General features: G+C 68.5%; 21 protein-coding genes. 11 read left to right on the top strand and 10 right to left on the bottom strand.

What is annotated here, in order from left to right:
• Positions 1-106 precede the first annotated feature (106 nt).
• The 3 genes from QF046_RS10585 to QF046_RS10575 all read right to left on the bottom strand — a co-directional run bounded on the left by QF046_RS10585 (position 107) and on the right by QF046_RS10575 (position 2,917).
• Entirely contained in the window at positions 107-337 is a 231-nt protein-coding gene (locus tag QF046_RS10585) for a hypothetical protein (RefSeq protein WP_307369502.1), read from the bottom strand.
• Positions 270-1,778 (bottom strand): hypothetical protein, encoded by a 1,509-nt coding sequence (locus QF046_RS10580; protein ID WP_307369500.1) that lies wholly within the window; start codon positions 1,776-1,778, stop codon positions 270-272. The genes QF046_RS10585 and QF046_RS10580 overlap by 68 nt, the downstream gene beginning before the upstream one ends.
• Before the next feature lie 143 nt (positions 1,779-1,921).
• A complete protein-coding gene (locus QF046_RS10575) occupies positions 1,922-2,917 on the bottom strand; it encodes an SDR family NAD(P)-dependent oxidoreductase (RefSeq protein WP_307369497.1) in 996 nt (331 codons plus the stop codon).
• Between the two features lie 76 nt (positions 2,918-2,993).
• Between QF046_RS10575 and QF046_RS10570 the strand changes: the two genes are divergently transcribed.
• Positions 2,994-3,566, top strand: a complete 573-nt coding sequence (locus QF046_RS10570) for a TetR/AcrR family transcriptional regulator (RefSeq protein WP_307369494.1) — start codon at positions 2,994-2,996, stop codon at positions 3,564-3,566.
• Between the two features lie 16 nt (positions 3,567-3,582).
• Here the strand turns inward: QF046_RS10570 and QF046_RS10565 are convergent, their stop codons facing one another.
• From QF046_RS10565 to QF046_RS10555, 3 genes are read right to left on the bottom strand one after another with little or no spacing between them, the layout of a single operon-like run.
• A complete protein-coding gene (locus tag QF046_RS10565; RefSeq protein WP_307369492.1) occupies positions 3,583-4,665 on the bottom strand; it encodes a glycerophosphodiester phosphodiesterase family protein in 1,083 nt (360 codons plus the stop codon).
• On the bottom strand, positions 4,662-5,132 hold the full coding sequence (locus QF046_RS10560; protein WP_307369489.1) for a histidine phosphatase family protein: 471 nt from the start codon (positions 5,130-5,132) through the stop codon (positions 4,662-4,664). The genes QF046_RS10565 and QF046_RS10560 overlap by 4 nt, the downstream gene beginning before the upstream one ends.
• Entirely contained in the window at positions 5,129-6,538 is a 1,410-nt protein-coding gene (locus tag QF046_RS10555; protein ID WP_307369486.1) for an FAD-dependent oxidoreductase, read from the bottom strand. Before QF046_RS10555 ends, QF046_RS10560 begins: the two co-directional genes overlap by 4 nt.
• Before the next feature lie 138 nt (positions 6,539-6,676).
• Here QF046_RS10555 and QF046_RS10550 point away from each other — a divergent pair, with 138 nt between their 5' ends.
• Positions 6,677-7,639 (top strand): sugar-binding transcriptional regulator, encoded by a 963-nt coding sequence (locus tag QF046_RS10550; RefSeq protein WP_307369484.1) that lies wholly within the window; start codon positions 6,677-6,679, stop codon positions 7,637-7,639.
• Here the strand turns inward: QF046_RS10550 and QF046_RS10545 are convergent.
• Genes QF046_RS10545 through QF046_RS10530 form a run of 4 tightly spaced genes read right to left on the bottom strand, consistent with a single transcriptional unit; the run spans position 7,621 to position 11,027 of the window.
• Positions 7,621-8,634 carry an NAD(P)-dependent alcohol dehydrogenase gene (locus tag QF046_RS10545; RefSeq protein WP_307369481.1) on the bottom strand — a complete coding sequence of 338 codons (1,014 nt, stop codon included), beginning with the start codon at positions 8,632-8,634 and terminating at the stop codon, positions 7,621-7,623. The two genes, QF046_RS10550 and QF046_RS10545, sit on opposite strands and share 19 nt — an antisense overlap.
• A gap of 14 nt (positions 8,635-8,648) precedes the next feature.
• Positions 8,649-9,704 carry a LacI family DNA-binding transcriptional regulator gene (locus tag QF046_RS10540; protein WP_307369477.1) on the bottom strand — a complete coding sequence of 352 codons (1,056 nt, stop codon included), beginning with the start codon at positions 9,702-9,704 and terminating at the stop codon, positions 8,649-8,651.
• Positions 9,705-9,717: 13 nt separating this feature from the next.
• Positions 9,718-10,053 (bottom strand): hypothetical protein, encoded by a 336-nt coding sequence (locus QF046_RS10535; protein ID WP_307369475.1) that lies wholly within the window; start codon positions 10,051-10,053, stop codon positions 9,718-9,720.
• 8 nt (positions 10,054-10,061) lie between these two features.
• On the bottom strand, positions 10,062-11,027 hold the full coding sequence (locus tag QF046_RS10530; protein ID WP_307369473.1) for a DUF6772 family protein: 966 nt from the start codon (positions 11,025-11,027) through the stop codon (positions 10,062-10,064).
• Positions 11,028-11,301: 274 nt separating this feature from the next.
• Here QF046_RS10530 and QF046_RS10525 point away from each other — a divergent pair, with 274 nt between their 5' ends.
• The 9 genes from QF046_RS10525 (at position 11,302) to QF046_RS10485 (ending at position 20,401) form a co-directional block, all read left to right on the top strand.
• Positions 11,302-12,225 carry an ABC transporter permease gene (locus tag QF046_RS10525; protein ID WP_307369471.1) on the top strand — a complete coding sequence of 308 codons (924 nt, stop codon included), beginning with the start codon at positions 11,302-11,304 and terminating at the stop codon, positions 12,223-12,225.
• On the top strand, positions 12,222-13,112 hold the full coding sequence (locus tag QF046_RS10520) for an ABC transporter permease (RefSeq protein ID WP_307369469.1): 891 nt from the start codon (positions 12,222-12,224) through the stop codon (positions 13,110-13,112). Before QF046_RS10525 ends, QF046_RS10520 begins: the two co-directional genes overlap by 4 nt.
• Entirely contained in the window at positions 13,109-14,146 is a 1,038-nt protein-coding gene (locus tag QF046_RS10515) for an ABC transporter ATP-binding protein (RefSeq protein ID WP_307369467.1), read from the top strand. Before QF046_RS10520 ends, QF046_RS10515 begins: the two co-directional genes overlap by 4 nt.
• Entirely contained in the window at positions 14,139-14,963 is an 825-nt protein-coding gene (locus tag QF046_RS10510; RefSeq protein ID WP_307369464.1) for an ABC transporter ATP-binding protein, read from the top strand. The genes QF046_RS10515 and QF046_RS10510 overlap by 8 nt, the downstream gene beginning before the upstream one ends.
• Positions 14,960-15,619, top strand: coding sequence for a histidine phosphatase family protein (locus QF046_RS10505; protein ID WP_307369461.1), 660 nt, complete (start codon positions 14,960-14,962; stop codon positions 15,617-15,619). Before QF046_RS10510 ends, QF046_RS10505 begins: the two co-directional genes overlap by 4 nt.
• On the top strand, positions 15,616-16,398 hold the full coding sequence (locus tag QF046_RS10500; RefSeq protein ID WP_307369459.1) for an endonuclease/exonuclease/phosphatase family protein: 783 nt from the start codon (positions 15,616-15,618) through the stop codon (positions 16,396-16,398). Before QF046_RS10505 ends, QF046_RS10500 begins: the two co-directional genes overlap by 4 nt.
• 75 nt (positions 16,399-16,473) lie before the next feature.
• Positions 16,474-18,057, top strand: a complete 1,584-nt coding sequence (locus tag QF046_RS10495) for an ABC transporter substrate-binding protein (protein WP_307369457.1) — start codon at positions 16,474-16,476, stop codon at positions 18,055-18,057.
• 77 nt (positions 18,058-18,134) lie between these two features.
• Complete coding sequence (locus tag QF046_RS10490; RefSeq protein ID WP_307369454.1) at positions 18,135-19,064, top strand: DUF6772 family protein; 930 nt, start codon at positions 18,135-18,137, stop codon at positions 19,062-19,064.
• Positions 19,061-20,401 carry an FAD-dependent oxidoreductase gene (locus QF046_RS10485; RefSeq protein WP_307369451.1) on the top strand — a complete coding sequence of 447 codons (1,341 nt, stop codon included), beginning with the start codon at positions 19,061-19,063 and terminating at the stop codon, positions 20,399-20,401. Before QF046_RS10490 ends, QF046_RS10485 begins: the two co-directional genes overlap by 4 nt.
• Positions 20,402-20,411 lie beyond the last annotated feature (10 nt).

Below are 20,411 nucleotides of genomic sequence, written 5' to 3'. Positions count from 1 at the left end.
CAGATGGAAAAGGTGGGCGCGGGGAGCCTGGGGCCAGCATTTTCCATCTGGGGCGTGACGCATGCCGGCGGAACCCGGCGCCGCTGCGGCATGCTCGCGGCAGCCGCTAGGGCCGCATCTCGTCGTGGTGCACCACGCGGCTGAGCTCGATCACCCCGCCTGGCAGCTCCCAGTAGTGCAGGCGCCGCGCGCCCGGCGCGTTCTGCTCGATCGACGAGCGCATGCACCGGGCGCCGTCGGCGCGCACCACGAACGAGTCGTCGCCGCCCTCACCGGTGCGCAGCCGGTGCAGTTCGCGGGCGGGGATCTCCTTGTCGCGGCCGGTGATCGCATCCACGCATGCGCGCACGGCCTTGCTCAGCTGGCTCTCGTCGAGTGCCGACAGAGACTCGATGAAGTCCGGGCCGAGGCGGTACTCGCGCAGGGGCCACAGCGCGCGCTCGCCGGGTGCGGTGCGGTTGCCCCAGGTGCGTTCGATCTCGAAGCGGATGCCGTCGGCGGTCGCGTCCACGTGGGAGCGCTCGGCGGCGCGGCGGGCATCGCGCAGCGCGCGCCCCGGATTCGCGGCGGTCCTGCGATGCCTCGGCGAGCTTCGCCTCCGCGTTCGCGCGTTCGGCCCGTTCCTGGGCGAGCTTGGTGCGCAGCTGCTCGTTCTCGGCCTGAAGTCGGGCGATCTCGGCATCCGGGCTCGCCGGCGTCCCACCCAGACGGGCGACCCGGTTCGCGAGGGCCAGCAGATCGCCGCGCATCGCTGTGATCTCGCTCGACAGCATGGCGACGTCCCGGCGGGTCGCCGCATCGGCCGACTGCGGGGGCGAGGCGGGCGAGGCTGCCGCATCCGGGACGGCGATGCTGACGGCATCCGACGCCTCATGTGCCCCCGGTCGATCCTCACTCAGCCAGGGCGCACCGCCCGCGACCACCGCGAGGGCGGGCAGCACGGGCGCTGCCGGGTCGACGTCGGCATGGCTGAGCGCGAGCTCGTGGCCGGGCTCGCGCCGCACGCGCACGCGGATGACGTCGCCGACGCTGAGCACGTCGTTGACCGGTGTCTGCTCGGAGTCGACGTCGCGCCGGCGCAGTACGATCGCGATCCGCGGATGCAGATGCACGGTCGCCCGGAGGTCGGTGACCTTCACGACCAGTGCGAGGGTGACCGCGCCGTCGGGGTACACGGACAGGTCGGGGGTGACCGGCTCGGGGTGCAGTTCGGTGCCGTCGATGATGCCGCTCACGGGCGCGCCGACCACCAGGGCGGTCATCAGCGGGATGTCGGGCGGCAGGAGAGCGCCGGTCGCGGTGACGGTGCTGCCGTCGTCGAGCTGCACCATCGCGCGGGTGCCCTCGGCGACGAAGCCCTTGACGATGCCCGAGACGCGCCGGATGCTGGGCGCCGGAGCCGATTCCACGGTGCGCCGACCGGTCTGGGCCATCGCATCGTTGATCAGGTCGTCGGCATCGGCGTGGGTGGGAAAGCGCAGGTGCGAGCGCGACCAGTCGGGGTCACGGCCGAAGTCCCCTGGGTAGGAGCGGGCGGCCCCGCCGAACACGTGCGACTTGGGCGGGAGCAGCTGCTCGAGCACATGGGTGGCGGTGCCGGTCGCGATCGTGACGACCTCGGCGATGCCGTCGAGCTCGGAACGCAGGCGGCCGACGTCGAACAGCAGGTGGCCATCGGCATCCGTCGACACCAGCAGCAGCGGGCGGGCGCGCGCGGCGAGGATGCGGCCCGCGAGTGCTTCGACCTCGGCGGGCGTGGTGACGTCGGCGAGGCTCATGAAGGCGAGCGTACGGCGGGCGGCTGAGGATGCGGCGTGCCGGCCCGGCGTGGATCAGAAACGCCTCCCGGAGGGCGGGTGGAGGTGCGCTTCTGATCCACGCCGGGATGCACGCCGGGCGCAGCCAGGCCGAAGCATCGTGCCTACTGCACCGACCACCCGCCGTCGGATGCCAGGATCGCGCCGTTGATGTTCACGGCGTCGTCACTGAGCAGGAATGTGATCGAGGCGGCCAGGTGCTCGGCTGTCGCCAGCGACGGGATGGCCTGCTGGAAGGGAGCGAGGCGGGCGGAGCCGACTTCGGACATGTTCGGGGGCATCGGGATGCCGGTGGCGACGCCGCCCGGGGCGACGGAGTTCACGCGGATGCCCTTCGGCCCGTACATGAATGCGGCGGACTTGGTGACCCCGATGATCCCGTGCTTGCTGGCCGTGTAGGCGTTGCCGGACGCGTTGCCGCGCAGGCCCGCCTCGCTGGCGACGTTGAGCACGGCGCCGCGGCCGGCGGCCTCCATGATCGGCAGCACGGCGCGCATGAGCTTGAAAGGCGCGGTGAGGTTGATCGCGATGACGCGGTCCCACACGGCATCCGTCGTCTCGCCTGCGGGGGAGAAGTCGTCGTTGATGCCGGCCACGTTGGCGAGGGCGTCGATGCGGTCGCCCGCGGCGTCGATGACGGCGTCGATGGCGTCCTGCGTCGTGAGGTCGCCGGCGACGGTGACGATGCCGGGGAGTTCGGCCTTCAGTGCGTCGAGCTTGTCGGCGGAGATGTCGGCGGCGATCACCCGGCCACCCTCGCGGGCGATGCGGGATGCGGTGGCCTTGCCGATGCCGGAGGCGGCTCCCGTGACGATCACGGTCCTGCCGGCGAAGCGACCTGCGGTGATGTTCTCGACCCAGCCGGTGGTCGCGGCCTCTTCGGGGATCTCTCCGCCGTTGGCTGCGCGCACGAGATCGTCGACGACGCTCTGCGGCATCGCACCCTGGCTGAGGGTGACGAGCTGCTGCAGCGGGAGGCCGAGCACGGGAGCGAGGGAGTCGGGGTTCGCTCCGGACTGCGCCAGCAGGCCCTTGACGAGCTCGCCGCCGGTCGGGTCGTTCAGCCACTCGCCGATGGTGGAGTGTGCGGTCAGTGCCATGGTCGTCTCCCTGCTCGAATACAATAACGCAACGGTGCGTCTACTAATTCGAGTGTACGCCGAATAGGCTGTGAACGTGCCTCGTCCCCGCAGTGAGAAAGCTCGTCAGTCCGTCCTGTCGTCGATGCGCCGCGCGCTCACGGCAGAGGGCTACGCGGCAGTGACGATCGAGGGTCTTGCGGCTGAGGCCGGCGTCGCCAAGCAGACCATCTACCGCTGGTGGCCGTCGAAGGCGGCGATCCTCGGCGAAGCGCTGCTGGAGGGTTCCGTTCCCGGAGCGGATGCCGAGGTGCCGATGACCGACGACCTGGCCGCTGACCTGCGCGTGTGGTTCTCGCTGCTGTCCGATCAGCAGGGCAACGCTGCCAACGTCGAACTCGCGCGTGCGCTGATCGCGGTGACCGCGACGGATGCCGAACTCGGCGCCGCCCTGAACGAGCGCCTTGCGGCGCCGATCCGCGACTGGGTCACCCGCCGGATCGAGCTCGCCGTCGAAGCCGGCGAGGTGCGGCCGGACACGGATGCCGAGGTCGTCGCCGACCAGCTCGTCGCGATCGCCAGCTACGCGGCTCTGCTGGGCAGGCCGCTGGGGAAGAGGCGCGTCGAGGAGACCGTGCGGGTGATGATGCGGGGAATCGGAACAGCCTGACGAGCAACCGGCTCGGTCAGTACTCCGCCACCGTGACCTCGAGTCCTCGAAGACGGCAAGGACCCAGGGCGGTGAGGACGAAGGCCGCCGTTGCCGCGTCGAGAAGCACCTGGTGCCGAGTGCGGCGGAGCCGCTCGCTCTCGAGAGAGAAGCGCTGCGGCCCGAGCCGCACCTCGGCCGCTCCCGCGAACTCGAGGGCCAGGAACAGGCCGCCGAAGCGCGGCTGCGGCCACGATGCGGGCAGGACGACGGTCTCCCCAGGGGCAAGGACCAGCTCATCGCCGACGACCCGACCGCTGTGCTCGAACGCACCTGGCGCCAGCGCGTGCGCGATGACGTGCGCGTCATCGCGCAGATCCGGTGCGAGCACATCGGTGGAGATGAGATCGACACCGTGATCGTCCGCGACGCTGAAGACGCCGTGGTCATCGGCGTGCGACTCGGTCGCGAGGCCGCGGCCCCGTGCCTGCGCGACGTGAACGGCGTGCTCCTCGCGTTCGTACCGGGTGGCGCTGATCGCGACCGTGACCTCGCCGAGCGCCGCGACGTCCTCGAAGGTCGACGCCTGATGCCGGATGTCCATGAGCGGCACGTCGTGAACACCCATCCCGCGGATGCGGCGATTGGCGTTGCCGTTCGACGTCATGACATAACCGCCGCGCCCGAGGGTCGAGTCCGCGACATCGAGGACGCGTCGATAGAAGGACGGCGCCTGATCGATGAGCTTGATCTCGATGAACGGCAGCAGGCCGGCCGCGGCGCATTCGGTCAGGTACTCCTCGAGGGTGGGGATGCGGGTGCGGTTCTGCGCGTCGCGCGCCTTCAACCGGTAGTCGGCGCGCAGGCGCGCGAGCGACACCTCGTGGACGGGCACAGGGTCGCTGAGCTCGCGACCCGCGGCATCCGTCGCCGTTCGGTTGAGGGTCTCGTCGTGCATGACGACGAGCTCGCCGTCCGCGCTCAGCCGCGTGTCGGTCTCGATGCAGGCGAAGCCCGCACGGCGGGCGAGCCGCACCGCCTCCAGCGAATTCTCGCCCGCGATCGTGCCGCCCAGGTGCACACCGCGATGCGCGATGAAACGTCGCGATGCCGGGGTCATGCGACCACCAGCAGGCCGGAGCTGCACCCGCGGGAGATCTCCCATCCGAACCCGGTCCGGCGCAGCACCACCATCGCGCCGTCGGCGAGACCAGGCTCCCGGATGCCGCAGAGCCGGCCGATCAGATCGCCCAGCACCCGCTCGTCGGCGACGAGGATGCCATCGCCCTGCTCCGCGCGCAGCAGCCACGTCAGGGTCTCGAACGCGCGATCGCTGTACTCGCCGAGTTCCGCGCACTCTCGCAGCGGAGCATCCGGGAACTCGATTCCGATCGTCCTGGCCGTCTCGACCTCCGCCTCGGACGGCGCCGCGGCGATCCATGACCACCGGCTGTACGCGAGCCGGCCCGCCACGGTCAGCACCTGTCGGCGCCCTGCGGCGCTCAGCCGGTCTCTTCCGTCCGGCATCGGCTCGGTCTCGCCGCGCCTGACGAGTGCGAGCCGGCGCGGCAGCGATTCCCCGGTCATCCCTGCAGACTCAGCGTCGGTGCCAGGTCCTCGGCCGTCAGCAGCGCGCCCTGTTCACGCAGCGTGGCCTGCAGTTCGGCGATGTCGACGTCCCGGGGACGGACGCCATCGCGCGCCGCGATCGCGGCCGCGGTGCCTGCCGCATGCCCTGTCGCGGTGCAGGTCGCACCGACGCGCACGGTTCCGAGCGCTTCCCGGTCCACCGAGATGCAGCGACCCGCAGCGAGAAGGCCGTCGGTCGTCGCGGGGACGAGCGAACTGTACGGGATGCCGAAGGGATCCGGCACGTACATCACATGCGATCCCGCGTAGCCGTCCACCGGGTGCACATCAATCGGCCAGGCGCCGAGAGCGATCGAGTCCGCGGGCTGCGCGGCGGCACGCACCTCGTCGCCGGTGAGAGTCGTGACCCCCACCAGGCGACGGGTCTCCCGGATGCCGATGGTCGGGGCGGTCTGCTGCAGACGTGACTCCTCGAAGCCGGCGACGTTGTCGCGGAGATAGCCGTAGAGCCGGAAGGCGTCCCGGCGCCCCTGCACCTCCGCTCGGGTCAGATCGCGGTTGTCGGTCGCATCGCCGATCACGCGCACGGTGTTCACCCACACGACGTCCTTCTCCAGACCTCCGAACCAGGGGCCACCGAAGACGGGCAGATCGCCGCGTTCCTTCGCCTCGCGCATCGGCTGACGGTCGATGGCGATGTCCTGGCGGGCGGCCTCGGCGTCGTCCATGCCGTACTGATCCAGGTCGCCGGGCTGCGGACCGGTGCGGATGCGAGCGGGCTCTCCGGCGTCGATGCCGGGTGTCGTGCGCACGTTCGAGAGGTACATCGGGAGAGTCATGGGCTGCAGCGTGTCGCCCTTGGCCCAGTCGTCGCCGGAGCGGGCGATGACGTCGCCGTTGCCGGTCGCGTCGACGGTGACCTCGGCGCGAATCGCCTGGCGGCCCTCGCGGGTCTCGATGATGCAGCCGGTCACGGCGCCGTCATCGACGATGGGGTAGGTCGCGAGAACGTGCAGCAGGAAGTCGACGCCCGCCTCCTCCAGCATCTCGTCGGCGACGAGCTTCATCTTCTCCGGGTCGGTGGAGAGCACCCAGCCGTCGTGATCGACGGCGCCGCCGATCGCGGTCACGCGGCGCAGCCAGTCCCCGCCCACACCGTCGACGACGCGCGTGCGGTCCGGCCCCAGCCAGGAGTTGTAGCCGGCCAGGGTGATCACGAGTCCCTGGGTCCACATGCCTCCGAAGCCCCCCATCTCCTCGACGAGGAAGACGGATGCCCCGGTGCGGGCCGCCCCGACAGCGGCGGCCACCCCGGCTGGGCCGCCGCCGACGACGAGCACGTCGACGTCGGCGATCACGGGCACAGCGCGGGCGGGTTCGGAGTAGGTCGACGACTCTGTCATGGTGGCGTCCTTGTGTGGCGGCTCAGATGAGCGAAGCTGATCAGGTTCCTCTTCAGTGAACATCGCCGTGTGCACTACTCTCAAGCCTTAAGACAAAGTCCGTGCGCTCATCTGAGCGCAAAAGGGAGGGCGGGACGAATGACGAGCGCGACCGAGTCCGACGCGGTGATCGAGGCGATCCTGCGTCGTTACCATCTCGACGACGCCACGAAGCTCGAGATCGCGTCCGAGTTCGGCATCTCGCGGTTCAAGGTCGCGCGTCTCCTGGAGGATGCCAAGCGCCGCGGACTCGTGCGCATCGAGATCACGCCGAGCGCCGCAGATCTCGATCGCTCCGAGCGGCTGCGTCGCGCGCTCGGACTGCGCCGGGCCGTCGTCGTGAGCGAGGCCACCGGCCGCGATCCCGACGCCGTGCGCCGCGCGGTCGGGCGTGCGAGTGCTCGGCTGCTGACCGAGCTCGCCGGCCGGGAGTCGGTGGTGGGCATCTCGGCGAGCCTGGCACTGATCGCGATGGGTGAGGAGATCGAGACCCTCGGCGAGAGCACGGTGGTGCAGCTGTGCGGGGTGCACACGAATCAGGTGGCGGGGGTGGGGCCCGTCGAACTCGTCCGCGACATCGCCGCGAAGAGCTCGGGGCGTTCGCGCGTGTTCTACGCGCCCTTCGTGATGCCGACCGCGGCATCCGCGCACGATCTGCGCCGTGACCCGTCCGTGCGCCTGACCATGTCGGCCTACGCGCGGCTCGACGTCGCCGCCGTCTCCGTCGGCAGTTGGGCGCCGGGCTCCTCCGGCCTGCATGACTCGCTCTCGCCGGAGGAGAGCGCCGAGCTCGCGGATGCCGGCGCTGTCGCCGAGGTGTGCGGCATCGTCGTCGACCGCGACGGCGAACCCGTCACCTCGGCGGCGACCGAACGCGTGCTCGGCATCTCCTTCGACGAGCTCCGCCGGGTTCCCGAGGTGATCGCGGTCGTGCCGACGTCTGGGCGGGCGGCGGCGATCAGGGCGCTCGCCGCGGGCACGCTCATCACAAGTCTCGTCACCAGTGCTGAGCTCGCCGACGAGATCCTCGCCGGCGGACCGGCTCAGGCCGACAGCCGCTGAGGCGCGATGACCGCCTTGACCGAGTCGGGCACGGTCTTGGCGAGCATGAGCGCCTCCGCGGTCTGATCCAGGGCGAAGCGGTGCGTGACCAGCGAATCCACATCCACCCGTCCGCTCGAGACGAGGTCGATCGCGATGGGCCAGGTGTGCGCGTAGCGGTTCACGAGTCCGATCGTGAGCTCGTTGACGTTCAGCCGTGACAGCGCGAGGGAGACATCCTGCTTCGGCATCCCGACCATCGCCGCACGTCCGTTCGTGCGCAGGCGCCACAGCCCGTCGGCGAGGGCCGTCGGGGCGCCGGAGCACTCCAGCAGCACATCGAAGTCGTTCTCCGTTCCCTCGCCGGCCTTCTCGACGTCGAATCCGAGCCCACGCGCCATGTCGAGGCGGAAGTCGGCGATGTCGGCGACCGTGACGGATGCCGCGCCGAAGGCGCGTGCGACCTGCGCGGCGAGCAGCCCGACCGGGCCGGCGCCCGTGACGAGCACGCGGTCACCCGGCTCGAGTCCGGCGCGCTTGCAGGCCCAGATCCCGACCGAGAGCGGCTCGCAGAGCGCACCCTGCTCGAAGGTCATCGAGTCGGGCATCCGGAAGAGCTGCCGCTCATCGATCGCCATGCGCTGCACGAGCGAACCGTCATAGGGCGGAGTGGCGAAGAAGACGAGGTCGGGGCACAGGTGATAGCGCCCGGCCATGCAGTCGCGGCAGTCGCGGCAGGGCTTTCCGGGTTCGATCGCCACGCGGTCTCCGACGCTGACGCCGGTCACCTCGTCTCCGACGGAGAGCACTGTGCCCGAGCACTCGTGCCCGAGGATGATGGGCCCGTCGACGATGTAGTCGCCGATCCGGCCCACGGTGTAATACGCGTTGTCGGAGCCGCACACCCCCACCGCCTCGATCTGGACGATGGCGTCGCGCGGTCCTGCGGAGGGCTCGCCGACGTCCTGGATCTCGATGCGCCCGGGTTCGGGCATGACTGCTGCATTGTTCGACATTGAAGCGTGGCCTTTCAGCGGTTCATGGATCCCCGGAGCACCAGCTCGGGGGGGAAGTACTCGGTGACGGTTCCCGGCTCGGCGGTCCCGTCGATGAGGGCGAGCAGGCGCTCGGTCGCACGGCGCGCGATGCCGACCGCGGGGAGCCGCATGGTCGACAGCGGCGGGTCGAGGAAGCGTGAGAACGGATAGTCTCCCCAGCCGAGAACGAGCGTGTCCTGCGGGACCCGCACGCCGCGCTCGCGGAGCGCGGCGTAGAGACCGAGTCCGAAGTAGTCGTTGCCGACGAGGAACGCCTCGGGCACGCGTCCTGTGTCCAGCAGGTCGCTGATCACCCGGTAGGCGTCCTCGCCGCGCCAGAGCGACGAATTGCGGGAGGTGCGCCGCGACGGTACGAGCACCGTCCGGCTCTCGTCGAAGGGGATGCCGTTCGCCTCCAGGGAGCGACGGAACGCCTCGAGCCGGTGGGTGACGGTCGAGATCCTCAGGTCCTCCTCGACGAGAACGATGTCCCGTGCACCCCGCTCGATCGCGGCCTCGACGCCCAGTCGGCGACCGGTCTCGTTGTCGGTCGAGTAGAAGTCCACGTCGAGTTCGGGCAGCTCGCGCGCGATCAGCACCAGCGGGATCCCGGCGTTGGTGACGGAGGTCCACGGATTCGAGCGCCCCTGGACGGGGACTCCGAGGATGCCGTCGACCCCCGATCGCAGGGCGGTCTCCACGGCGGCGCGCTCCCGTTCGGGATCCTCGTCCGAGAGCAGCAGGAGGAGCGTGTAGCCCGCGGTGATCACGAGCTCCTCCACCTGGCTGACGAGGTCGTTGAAGAACGGGTTGGCGAGGTCGGTGAGGATCACGCCGATCGTCTTGCGGGAACCCAGCACGAGGGATCGGGCATGCGCGTTGGGCACGTACCCGATCCGCTCGGCTTCGGCCTTGATGAGCGCTCTGGTGGATGCGCTCACGCCGGACTTGTCGTTGAGCGCGCGGGAGACGGTGTTGGCCGTGAGGCCGAGGGCTTCGGCGACGTCCTGCAGCGTGCGTCGCCGGGGCCCGTCTGTTCTGCGCACCATAGGGTTGCTCCGACTACTCCTTGAGTTCGAGATAGATGCGCAGCATCGGGGCTTCGTCGCCCGTCGTCTGCTCGCTGCGCAACCGCAGCCAGTGTCCGATCCCGGTGACGGGGATGGACAGCATCCCGACGGCCTCGGAGGCCACAGGCTCCACCCCGTCGTGGTCGATCCAGGTCAGGCCATCGGGCGAGATCTGCACACGGAACTCTACCCGGCTGCCGGGGGCCGGGCGCAGGAACTGCACGTACCAGCGCGCCTCCCCGGCCCAGGCCACTTCGAAGGGCTCGGTCTCGTGGACGCTGTGAAGATCGACGCCGCGCTCCATGACGGCGCTCTGAGATTGACGCATCAGCTTTCTCACCAATCTGTCGAGATGACGACGGAGTCGAGGAACAGGAAGTTGCGGTGCGGCCCGAGAGTGCGCACCGAGAAGTAGAAGTTGAGCAGGCTCTCGAGCGATTCGTACTTCTCGGCATACGGCGGCACCGGCACGTCACGCAGGTCGTAGGTGTCGTTGTTGAACTGCAGCTCGACGTTGGAGCGGGTCTTGGTGTCGATGAGGAATCGCAGGTAGTGCCAGTTGACCTTGGTCGGCACCTCGTTGTAGCAGGCCTCCTGGCGCACGTCGTTCAGGTAGGTCCAGTCCTTCGGATCGGGCGCCGTGAAGTCGGCGTACCGGCCGTAGTCGTGCTTGCCCTCGAAGCGCTCGTGCGGGGTGGGCTCGGCGACCGTCGGATACATCCACTTCTGGATGATCCGGCCGTCCTCATCGGCATTCTGGAAGCGCATCACGTTGTGGTACCGGATGCCGTCGTGAGAGAGGTCGGTCGCGACGGTGAAGGCGCCGAACTGCGCCTCGGTGGGGTGGGAGTTGGCATCCCAGCTGATGTCGCCGTAGCTGTTCGCCTCCTCGCCGCCGCCGAGGTTCGCCTCGCCCTTCCAGGCGATGTAGGCCTCGATCTGCAGCAGTCCGCGACCGCTCATGGTGAGCCGGCGGATCGCGGTCGCGGTGTGGCCGGGGGCGTTGCGGGTGGCGAGCTTGAGCGAGTAGGTCCCCGTCATGCCGCCGTGGGTGCCGACGTCGAAGAAGCTCTGGTTCGAGAGCATCGGCGGACGGAAGTCCCTGAAGTGCTCGTCCATCGAGTCGAGATCGCCGCGGCCGTTGTAGTTGCCGCCGAGCTCGACCCAGCCATGCGCACCCTGGTTGAAATCGTCGAACGTCAGGATCCTCGGTAGCGGATTGAACTTCGACAGACGCAGATCGCTGCTTCGGATCGCGTCCCGCAGGCCTGCTGCGGTGCTCGCGACATCGGGGGTGGTCACCTGTGACTCCTTGAGGTCGTGTCATGCCCCGACAGCTGCGTCGGAGCGGGGTGAGCGCAACATTAGCGTTATCTCTGAAAGCTGTCAAAGGATTGTCTTCGGCGGGAGCTCCCACGCGGAGCCTGACAAGAAACCCTTGAAACTCGGGTCACCGTATGCGGGTTGACAATCGCGTCGAGATGCGCGATGTTCATTAGCGATAACGTTCCGGTGTTCGAACTCGAAGGCTCCTGGAACCTGACCCGGGGTCAGTGGTGACCCCACGGAGGTGAACATGCTCGGATACACGATCCGGCGGGTGCTGCTCGCTGTCTTCGTGCTCTGGGGCGTCGTCACCGTGGTGTTCATCATCGTCCGACTCGTCCCGGCCGATCCGGCGGTTCTCGTCGCCGGCATCGACGCGACGCCGGAGCAGATCGCCACGATACGCGCCAGAATGGGACTCGATCAGCCGATCATCCTGCAATACCTCGGCTACATCGGAGGGGCGGTCCGCGGCGACTTCGGATCCTCGTACACCTACGGCTCCGCCGCCATGGGGCTGGTCCTGAAGGCGCTGCCGAACACCGCTCTGCTCGCGTTCCTCGGCTGCCTGCTCGCCGTGGTGGTCAGCTTCCCGCTCGGGCTGCTGGCAGCCCTCCGGGTCAATCGGACCACCGATCGCGTCATCACCACGGCGAGCCTGTTCACCCAGGCGCTGCCGGGCTTCTGGGTGGGCGTCGTGCTCATGCTGGTCTTCTCGCAGATGCTGCGGCTTCTGCCGAGCACGGGCCTCAGCACGCCCGATGCGCTCGTGCTGCCCGTCGTGACCGTCTCCCTCCCCTTCATCGCGATCCTCACCCGAATGACGCGCAGCGGCCTGCTCGAGGTCGTCGGCGAGGGCTACATCACGACCGCCCGCGCGAAGGGTCTGTCGGAACGGGTCGTGATCTTCAACCACGCCGCACGCAACGCGCTGATCCCGGTCGTGACCCTCGTCGGTCTCGAGTTCGGCGCCCTGCTCGGCGGTGCGGTCGTGACCGAGACCGTCTTCAGCTTCCCCGGCGTCGGCAGGCTGCTGGTGTCATCGATCCTCGCCCGCGACTACAACCTCGTGCAGGCGTGCGTGGTCATCATCGCCGCGGCGTTCGTGATCGTGAACCTGCTCGTCGATCTCGTGTACGGCTATCTCGACCCGAGAGTGAGGCTCGCGAAATGACCGGTCTGCCTCCCACCATCGCCGTGCAGACGATGCAGCGCGCCGCTCGGGCTCGCCGCGGCGTCACCGCGCGCATCACGATCCCCCTCGTGGTCCTCGGCCTGTTCATCGTCGGCGCGATCATCGTGCCGATGCTGTACGGCTTCGACCCGCTGCGGACCGAGGTGCTGCAGCGGCTCAAGGCCCCCGGAACGACACTGCCCGACGGATCCTTCGCGGTCTTCGGCACCGATCAGGTCGGGCAGGATCTCTTCGCCCAGATGATGATGGGCGCCCGGGTCTCGCTCACCGTCGGCGTCGCCTCGCTGCTGGTCGCAGGAGTGATCGGCGTGGTGCTGGGTCTGGTCGCCGGCCACTTCGGCGGCTGGGTCGACAACGTGCTGATGCGCATCGCCGACGTGCAGCTGGCCTTCCCCTCGATCCTGCTCGCGATCCTGCTCGCCTCGGTGCTCGGGTCGAGCCTGTGGAACGTGATCGTGGTGATCTCCATCACGAACTGGGTGGTCTTCGCCCGCGTCACCCGCAGTCAGGTGCTGACCCTGCGCAGCAGGGAGTACGTCGAGGCCGCCCGCACTCTCGGGGCGAGCCACTGGCACATCATCTTCCGCACGCTGCTGCCCGGATGCCTGGCGCCGATCCTCGTGGTCGCCACCGTCGAGTTCGGCCATGTGGTGCTGCTCGAGGCGGCGCTCTCCTTCCTCGGTGTCGGCGTGCCGCTGGGCATCCCGAGCCTGGGCAGCACGATCAACAACGGCACCGCCTATCTCGGCACCGCCTGGTGGATCTCGACCCTTCCCGGTATCGCGCTCGCCGCTCTCGTGCTCGCCACGGGTGTGCTCGGCGACGCGCTGCGCGATCGATTCGACCCGAAGCTGAGGAGCGCATGATGACGATCTCCCAGGCATCCGATCAGGCCGTCGCCCGCCCGGACGAACTGCTGCTGAGCGTGCAGGACCTTCAGGTCGAGTTCTCGACCTCGGCCGGTGTCGTCAGGGCGCTGGACGGCGTCAGCTTCGACGTGCGTGCGGGCCAGACCGTCGCCATCCTGGGCGAGTCGGGTTCGGGCAAGTCGGTCACCGCGCAGGCGATCATGGCGCTGCTTCCGCAGCCGGCAGGATCCATCGTCGGAGGCAGGATCCTCTATGGCGGCGTCGATCTCGCCGCAGCGCCCATCCGCACGGTGCGCGAGCTCTGCGCGACCGAGATCGCGATGATCTTCCAGGACCCGCTGAGCTCGCTCAACCCGGTTCATCGGGTCGGCGCGCAGATCGCGGAGCTGTTCCGCCGGCGGCGGGGAACACCCAAGCAGGAGGCCTGGGCGAGGTCCCTGGAGCTGCTCAAGCGCGTCGGGATCCCGGATGCCGAGACGCGCATCCGCGACTATCCGCACCAGTTCTCGGGCGGGCAGCGTCAGCGCATCATGATCGCGATGGCGATCGCCCTCGAACCGAAGCTGCTCATCGGCGACGAGCCGACCACCGCACTGGATGTCACGGTGCAGCAGCAGGTGATGGAACTGCTCGCGGACCTGCAGGCCGAGACCGGCATGGGGATGATCCTCATCAGTCACGACCTCGGCGTCGTCGCCGAGGTGGCCGATCGGGCGGCCATCATGTACGCCGGGCGGATCGTCGAGACCGGCGGCATCCGCGAGGTCTACGACAACCCAGCGCATCCGTACACGCAGGGCCTGTTGAACTCGATTCCGAGCAACACGGAGGCCGGCGACCGGCTGAACCCCATCGTCGGGTCGCCACCGAACCTTCTCGCGCTGCCGACCGGATGCTCCTTCCACCCGCGGTGCCCGTTCGCGACCGAGCTGTGCCGGGAGAAGTCGCCCGCGCTGCGGCATCCGGAGGGCTGGGCCCCCGGGCATTCGGCCGCATGCCACCGTTCCGAGGAGGTGCTGGTGCATGGCTGAGTCGTCCGCCCCGCTGCTGAGCGTGGAGCACCTCAAGGTGTCCTACCCGCTGCGTTCATCCGTCCTGCAGCGGAAGATCGGCGAGAACCTCGCCGTCTCGGATGTGAACTTCGAGATCCGCCCCGGCGAGACCGTGGGCCTGGTCGGCGAATCCGGATCCGGGAAGTCGACGATCGCCCGCACGGTGATCGGCCTCGTCCCCGCGGCCGGTGGCACCATCCGCTTCGAGGGCAACGACATCGCACAGCTCTCCCTTCGGCAGATGAAGGAGATGCGGCGCGACATGCAGATGGTCTTCCAGGATCCCTATGCGTCGCTGAATCCGCGCCTCACGGTGCGGGACCTCATCGCCGAGGGATGGCGCGTGCACTCGGGCATCGTTGCGCGCGAGCGCTGGACCGCCGAGGCGAAGGAGCTCATGGAGCGCGTCGGCCTCAACCCCGACTACTCCGACCGGTACCCGCATCAGTTCTCGGGCGGTCAGCGGCAGCGCATCGGCATCGCGCGGGCGCTCGCGCTGCGTCCGAAGGTGATCATCTGCGATGAGGCGGTCAGTGCGCTGGACGTGTCGGTGCAGGCGCAGGTGCTCAACCTGCTCGAAGACCTTCAGGCCGACCTCGGGCTCTCGTACCTCTTCATCTCGCACGACCTCTCCGTGATCGAGCACATCTGCGACCGCGTGCTCGTGCTCAACAAGGGCGTGGTCGTCGAGGAGGGCACCGCCGAGCAGCTGTTCGCGAATCCGCAGCATCCGTACACGCAGGCGCTTCTCTCGGCTGTGCCCGTGGTGCGCCCTTGGCTGACGGAGAGCTCATGAGTCGCAGCATCGTCGTGCATCTTGTGCGCCACGGGGAGTCGCTCTGGAACGTCGAGGGACGCTACCAGGGGCAGCAGGACTCGGGGCTGACGGCGGACGGTCGCGCCCAGGTCGCCCAGTTCGGCGAGGAGTTCGCCCGCGAGGTGCCGGATCCGGATGTCGTGGTCTCGAGCGACCTTCCGCGGGTGCGGGACACCGCCCAGCAGTACATCGGCCGGGTGGGGGCGCCGGTGTCCTACGACGCCGCACTGCGGGAGATGAGCGTCGGCGACTGGGCGGGGATGACCCTCGAGGATGCCGAGCGCAGGCATCCGGAGATCGTCTCCGCGGTGGCGGCCGGGGAGGATCTCCGCCGCGGCGGTGGTGAGACCTTCGCCGAGACGCGCGATCGCGTGGCCGAGGCCATCGAGCGAGTGATCGCTGAGCTCGAGACGGGGGAGGGTGACCGCGTCGGCGTCGTCTTCACCAGCGGCAACCCGATCCGACTGGCGGCGGCCCACATGCTCGGAATCCCGTCGCCCGGTCACATGGCGCTCGGTGCGCCGGACAACTGCTCTGTCACGACCTTCCGTCTGAGGGACGGGCGCCGCGAGGTCGTGCGCTACAACCATGACATCGCGCCGGCGCGCCCGGCCGACCAGAGGGAGATCTCGTGACCGCGCCGTTCACCTTCATCGCGCAGACGCACAACCTGTGGGGTGATCATCACGCCGCAGAGCGGGAGGATGCGATGCGTGCGCTGTACGAGCGCCGTGCACCCGATCTGCTGGCCACGCAGGAGACCCGCGGGTGGTCCCGTGACCTGCTGGATGCCGCCATGCCCGGTCATCGGCGCGTGCAGGACGACTTCCCCGGCTGGGAGCGGCAGAGCAATCTGTGGTGGGACGGCGCGCTGTTCAGCGAGGTGGAGCACGGTGCGGAGGACGTGGGGATCCACGATGCCGATGCGCGACTGTTCTGGGTGCGCCTGCGGGTCACGGGCGAGGACCGCACGATCCTGTGGACGACCGCGCATCTGTCCTATTCGGGCAACGCCGTCGAGGTCGAGACCGGGGTGAACCAGCGCACACCGCAGGCGCGGCGCGTGGTCGAGGAGCTCGCCCGTCTCGCGCATCCCGATGAGCCCGTCTTCTTCGCCTCCGACACCAACGCGATCGCCACCGCCATCTGGGTGATCGGCACCGCCGGGTATCTCGACTCGTTCAGCGCGCTGAACCGGCAGGCGCCTCCCACGCATCCGGTCGTGCCCAATCCCTTCCGCGACGTCGTCGGCACGCCGAAGTCGCCGATCGCGAGCCCGCACAAGACCATCGACTACATCTTCTTCCGCGGCCCCGTGCGCCCCCGCAGCGCCGAGGTCGTGGAGTTCTTCGACAGGGGGATCTCCCCCAGCGATCACCACCCGGTCGCGTCGACTTTCACCCTGCCCGGCTGACACCGGCGGAGTGGGGACCGCAGCAAGTCCCTTGTCCCTCAGCAGTACCCGACTCACCGATCAAAGGAGATAGCAATGACATCGCTACGCGCGAGGGTGCGATCCGTCGCCGCCCTGGCGGCTGTTGCCGCACTTGTGCTCACAGGATGTTCGGGAGGACCAGGCAAGGATGCCGGATCCACCGAGCCGCTGCCGGATGCAGAGCAGAACCTGACCTACATCCCGTCCTACGGCTGGGCCGGAACGGACATCTCCAAGTACCCGCTCGAGATCGGTGTCGAGATGGCGATCTCGCAGACGATGGAGACGCTGGTCACCCTCGACAAGGAGGGCAAGCCGAAGGCCAAGCTCGCCGAGTCGTGGGAGTGGACGGATGACACCACGCTGACGTTCACGCTGCGTGATGACGTCACCTTCAGCGACGGTGCGCCCCTCACCGCCGCGGATGTCAAGGGCTCCATCGAGCGCTACATCGCGCAGCAGGGCCCCCTCAAGACGGTGCTCGCTCCGATCACGGAGGTGATCGCCGACGATGACCACACCGTCACGATCAAGACGTCCGTCTCTTCGGGAACGCTGCTCGGTGTGCTCTCGCTGGTCTACATCGGCCAGGCGAAGTTCTCGCACACCGATCTGACCGCGGCGGCCGACAACGACTACTGGGCGCTGCCGATCGGCACGGGTCCGTTCGTGATCAAGGACTACGTCGCCAACGATCGCTTCGCCTTCGAGCGCAACGAGAAGTACTGGGGCGAGAAGGCGAAGCTCAAGACGCTGACGATGAAGCAGGTCACCGACGTCAACGGCAAGATCACGGCTCTCTCCAACGGCGAGGCGCAGGTGATCGGCGACGTTCCTCACGACCAGGTCGACCAGGTGAAGGGCATGAGCAATGTGACCTTCACGCAGGAGGACAGTCTCAACTACTACTTCCTGTGGTTCGACAACAAGAACGAGTTCCTGAAGGATCAGCGCGTTCGCGAGGCGATGTGGGCCGCCCTCGACCTCAAGACGATCCAGGAGTCGCTGTTCGGCGACACCGCGGCCGTCATGAAGTCGTTCTGCCCCGTGGCCGCCTTCGGCTGCGTGGAGCCGACCGATGGCATGGTGAAGTACGACCCGAAGCACGCCAAGGAGCTGCTGGCCGAGGCGGGTCACGCGGACGGCTTGACCGTCGATGCGATCTACAGCAACGCCAACGGCGCCGGCTTCGCCAACATGATGCAGGCATTCATCTCGGCCTGGGCCGAGGTCGGCATCACGGTGGAGCCGAAGGCGCTCGACGCGGCGACCTGGCTGAGCACCTTCAGCACGGTCAACGACGACGGCACCCACGGCTGGAACATCGATGTGCAGCCCAACCAGACGATCACCGGAGACGCGGACTACACGATCTACCGTCTCTACAACTGCACCGCCGGTCGTCTGGGCTACTGCAACCAGGAGTTCGACGAGATCACGATGCAGGCGCAGCGCAGCACCGATCCCGATGAGCGTCTTGCGCTGTACCAGAAGGCGATCGACATCATGCGCGCGGACACCCCGGCGATCCCGCTGTTCCAGATCAACGTGAACGTGGCCACGGCCTCGAACGTGAAGGGTCTGGAGATCCCGGCGAACGAGTTCATCGACTTCCGCACGGTGTATCTCACGAAGTGAGCACGACGAGGTGGGACGGCGCAGGCCGTCCCACCTCGGTCCATCGGCATCGGCATCGGCATCCAAGGATCAGGACAATGCAGAAATTCCTCAGCTACGACCGCGGCCTCGAGCGGTTCAACCCGCTGAACCGCGTCATCACCTACGACGACTTCGACACCGGCTACAACGGCTGGATGGACCTCACCCCCAACTTCGTCTACGACGATTACGAGTCCTTCGACTCGGTGGTGGATCTGACCAGCTGGCCGGCCAACCAGCTCAGCTCGGCGGCGATGCGGTTCGCCTCCTCCCACGGTTCGATGGAGGGCACGTACTCCCTCAAGGTCACCACCGCTCCCACCGGCGGCCCGCACACCGAGCCCCCGCGGCCGGGCAGCATGGGGCATGCGATCAAGCGCCTGTCCCGGTTCGGTGACCCCGACCTCATCCAGATCGAGGCCTGGTACTCGTACACGCCGACGCAGGACCGGTTCGGGATCGGCGAGGACGACATCCGCGCGATCGGGTTCTTCTTCGATGTTCAGGATGCCGAGCACCGATACATGCCCGGTGTGCGCTACGTGAACGCGCTCGGCGGCAAGCCGGTGCGGCGCTGGCAGTACTACCGGGTCGCCGACGGTGTGACCCCGACGGACTGGAACTTCGGCGTCGAGAACGGCTGGTGCGTGCCCGGCGTCGACAACCAGTGGTACGGACGGCGCTTCGAGGACGGCTCGGGCGACGGCTACGACTGGATCCCGGGCGGTGAGCAGGAGCTGCTGTTCAACGAGAGCCCCGACAAGATCAACTGGCTGTACTTCCGGCTGACCGTCGACATCCGCAACCGCCGGTACGTCGAACTGCAGTCGATGGATCAGGTCTTCGACATGCGGGAGCTGGAGCCGACCCTCGTACCGGGATACAAGTCGATCAAGGATCTGATCAACCCGATCTTCTTCATCGAGACCGACACCGATCGATCGGTGAGCCTGTTCCTGGACTCCGTGGTGTATTCGTGCGAATGACGGACACCGTGCTCGAGCCGGCGCGTGAGACGCCGGTCGTCGGGCACTTCGATGTGATCGTCGCGGGCGGTGGCCCCGCCGGCGTGATCGCCGCGGTCGCGGCCGCCCGGGGCGGGGCGCGCACCCTGCTGATCGAGCGGTACGGTTTCGTGGGCGGGATGGCGACCAGCGCGCTGGTCACGCCGATCAGCGAGTTCCGCGTGGGCGGCAAGCAGCACATCGGCGGCATCCCGCTGGAGCTGATGCGACGCGCTGCAGAGCTCGGCGGGGCCGAACTCGAACGCGACAGCGGCAACTGGCCCGTCAACGACGAGCTCTTCAAGCTGGCGGCGCAGCGGATGCTGCTCGAGAGCGGCGTGACGCTGCTGCTGCACACCTGGTTCGCCGACACGGTCGCGACGGACGGCCGTGTCGGTCATGTGATCGTGCAGAACAAGGCGGGACGCGTGGCGTACGCGTGCGAGGCGGTGGTCGACTGCACCGGGGATGCCGATGTCGTGCGCTCCGCGGGGCTGCCGACCACCAAGGGCGATGTTCTGCAGCCGGCGACGCTGTGGTTCCAGCTCGGCGGTGTCGACACCGATGCGCTGCAGCATCTCTTCGGCGACGCGGTCGACGGCATCCTGCCGGTGTCGGAGACGATCCGCGGGCGCCTGGCCGAGCTGCACGAGGCCGGTGAGGCGCCGCTGTTCGGCGGCCCGTGGATCAACGAGTTCTTCCACGACGGCATGGTGAGCATCAACGTGCTGAGGGAGCCGACCGATGCGAGCGAGCCGGCGTGGTTCTCGCGCACCGAGACGAGCCTGCGCGAGAAGATGCATCAACTCATCGAGGTGCTGCGGCGGGAGTTCCCGGAGTTCCGCGACGCATGGCTGGCGAAGTCCGGCATCCAGACCGGCGTGCGCGAGACGCACCACATCGTGGGGCTGTACGAGCTCGCGAAGGATGACATCGTGCATCCGAAGGCGTTCCCCGACACAGTGGCGAAGGGGGCGCACACGATCGACATCCACCACGTGGACAGCATCGATCAGGACGACCTGCTCATCCTGCGTCAGGCCTACAACGTGCCGTTCCGCAGCCTCGTGCCGCGGGGGAGCGACAACGTGGTGACGGCGGGTCGCTGCCTGTGCGCCGACGGGCCGGGCTTCGGCTCGGTGCGGGTGATGGCGACGTGCATGGCGATGGGGCAGGGGGCGGGTTCGGCCGCTGCGCTCGCCGTGCAGCACGGACTTTCGATGTCGGAGATGGATTTCGACCTGCTGCGGCAGACGCTGATCGAAGGCGGCGCCATCGTCGACTTCGACGACGTCGGGTCGTTCGCGGGCACAAGGTGAGAGGGAACAG

The organism is Microbacterium sp. W4I4 (genome assembly GCF_030816235.1).
GTDB lineage: Bacteria > Actinomycetota > Actinomycetes > Actinomycetales > Microbacteriaceae > Microbacterium.
The sequence above is the reverse complement of the archived record's forward strand: the minus strand, read 5'-3'. Positions and strand labels throughout refer to the sequence as shown.

Coding starts and splice junctions, on each gene's coding strand:
- QF046_RS10495 (WP_307369457.1), top strand. CDS start 16,474: ATGACATCGCTACGCGCGAGGGTGCGATCCGTCGCCGCCCTGGCGGCT.
- QF046_RS10485 (WP_307369451.1), top strand. CDS start 19,061: ATGACGGACACCGTGCTCGAGCCGGCGCGTGAGACGCCGGTCGTCGGG.
- QF046_RS10575 (WP_307369497.1), bottom strand. CDS start 2,917: ATGGCACTGACCGCACACTCCACCATCGGCGAGTGGCTGAACGACCCG.
- QF046_RS10580 (WP_307369500.1), bottom strand. CDS start 1,778: ATGAGCCTCGCCGACGTCACCACGCCCGCCGAGGTCGAAGCACTCGCG.
- QF046_RS10505 (WP_307369461.1), top strand. CDS start 14,960: ATGAGTCGCAGCATCGTCGTGCATCTTGTGCGCCACGGGGAGTCGCTC.
- QF046_RS10515 (WP_307369467.1), top strand. CDS start 13,109: ATGATGACGATCTCCCAGGCATCCGATCAGGCCGTCGCCCGCCCGGAC.
- QF046_RS10545 (WP_307369481.1), bottom strand. CDS start 8,634: ATGTCGAACAATGCAGCAGTCATGCCCGAACCCGGGCGCATCGAGATC.
- QF046_RS10490 (WP_307369454.1), top strand. CDS start 18,135: ATGCAGAAATTCCTCAGCTACGACCGCGGCCTCGAGCGGTTCAACCCG.
- QF046_RS10540 (WP_307369477.1), bottom strand. CDS start 9,704: ATGGTGCGCAGAACAGACGGGCCCCGGCGACGCACGCTGCAGGACGTC.
- QF046_RS10535 (WP_307369475.1), bottom strand. CDS start 10,053: ATGCGTCAATCTCAGAGCGCCGTCATGGAGCGCGGCGTCGATCTTCAC.
- QF046_RS10555 (WP_307369486.1), bottom strand. CDS start 6,538: ATGACAGAGTCGTCGACCTACTCCGAACCCGCCCGCGCTGTGCCCGTG.
- QF046_RS10525 (WP_307369471.1), top strand. CDS start 11,302: ATGCTCGGATACACGATCCGGCGGGTGCTGCTCGCTGTCTTCGTGCTC.
- QF046_RS10520 (WP_307369469.1), top strand. CDS start 12,222: ATGACCGGTCTGCCTCCCACCATCGCCGTGCAGACGATGCAGCGCGCC.
- QF046_RS10550 (WP_307369484.1), top strand. CDS start 6,677: ATGACGAGCGCGACCGAGTCCGACGCGGTGATCGAGGCGATCCTGCGT.
- QF046_RS10560 (WP_307369489.1), bottom strand. CDS start 5,132: ATGACCGGGGAATCGCTGCCGCGCCGGCTCGCACTCGTCAGGCGCGGC.
- QF046_RS10510 (WP_307369464.1), top strand. CDS start 14,139: ATGGCTGAGTCGTCCGCCCCGCTGCTGAGCGTGGAGCACCTCAAGGTG.
- QF046_RS10565 (WP_307369492.1), bottom strand. CDS start 4,665: ATGACCCCGGCATCGCGACGTTTCATCGCGCATCGCGGTGTGCACCTG.